Below are 770 nucleotides of genomic sequence, written 5' to 3'. Positions count from 1 at the left end.
ATGGGGGCGCGATGGGGGCGGGGAGCCAGCCATTGTACTGCTGCACCGCAACAGCAGCAGCCACGCCGGGGGCAAATCAGTGTTTGATCGATGGGATTGCGGCACGCCGGGCACGGGCTCGGTGCTGCAGCGCGTGCGGCCCCCTGTTGCCGGACTCCTGCATGTGATGACGACACGGCGGTCGGCATGATGGGCGTGCAGGGGCTGTGGAATGCTGGAACAAGGAGGATGTCGATGCAGGAGTTCAGGCATGTGCTGGAGACGCGCGGCCGCTATCAGCTGGTAGCGGTGTCCTACGCGCCGGTGTACGCTCCGGGCGATGTGGTCGGCCATGCGGTCGTCGCCGACGATGGGGATCGTCTGACCGACCTGGTATCACTGGCCGAAGCGCGCCAACTGCTGTTGCAACGGGTGCGTGAAGAGGGCGAAGAGCCCGGGCTGGAGAACGAAAACCACCTGCGGAAGAAGGCGTCGCGCTGGCGCCGCCGTTAGGCCGTCGCGCCCTTGTGCGCATCATGGAGGATTCGGGTGTTGCCCAGTAAGAAGTATCTGCTCATCGCCATCACCACGCTGGCGACCCTGTTGCTTGGTTTCGTGTTTTCCGGCTACCTGACGTTGTTGTTCCTGGGCCTGGATACCAAGCTGTTCACCTGGAACACCTATTACCAGTACTTCAATGCGCTGGACCAGCCACAGGTCGCGCCCTTCGTGGGCAAGATCAAATGGGCTGGCTACGTGGGCTTCGGTCTGCCGCTGCTGGCCCTGCTGGT

At 63.5% G+C, this 770-nt stretch carries 2 protein-coding genes and 1 pseudogene; all 3 read left to right on the top strand.

What is annotated here, in order from left to right; all coding sequences use genetic code 11:
- Nucleotides 1–190 (top strand): hypothetical protein (locus ARC63_RS23570; RefSeq protein ID WP_231298566.1); only part of this gene is annotated, 190 nt, incomplete at its 5' end.
- 44 nt (nucleotides 191–234) lie between these two features.
- Nucleotides 235–492: a hypothetical protein gene (locus tag ARC63_RS03490; protein WP_029379975.1), complete on the top strand. Its 258-nt coding sequence runs from the start codon at nucleotides 235–237 to the stop codon at nucleotides 490–492.
- A 36-nt stretch (nucleotides 493–528) separates the two neighbouring features.
- Nucleotides 529–770 (top strand): annotated as a pseudogene (locus ARC63_RS03485) (type IV secretory system conjugative DNA transfer family protein); the annotation flags it as partial.

The sequence above is a fragment of the Stenotrophomonas geniculata ATCC 19374 = JCM 13324 genome, assembly GCF_001431625.1.
In the GTDB taxonomy this organism is placed as follows: domain Bacteria; phylum Pseudomonadota; class Gammaproteobacteria; order Xanthomonadales; family Xanthomonadaceae; genus Stenotrophomonas; species Stenotrophomonas geniculata.
This window is presented reverse-complemented; position numbering and strand designations above follow the sequence as displayed.

Excerpts from the sequence above, each read along its gene's own strand:
- ARC63_RS03490 (WP_029379975.1), top strand. The coding sequence starts at position 235 with ATGCAGGAGTTCAGGCATGTGCTGGAGACGCGCGGCCGCTATCAGCTG.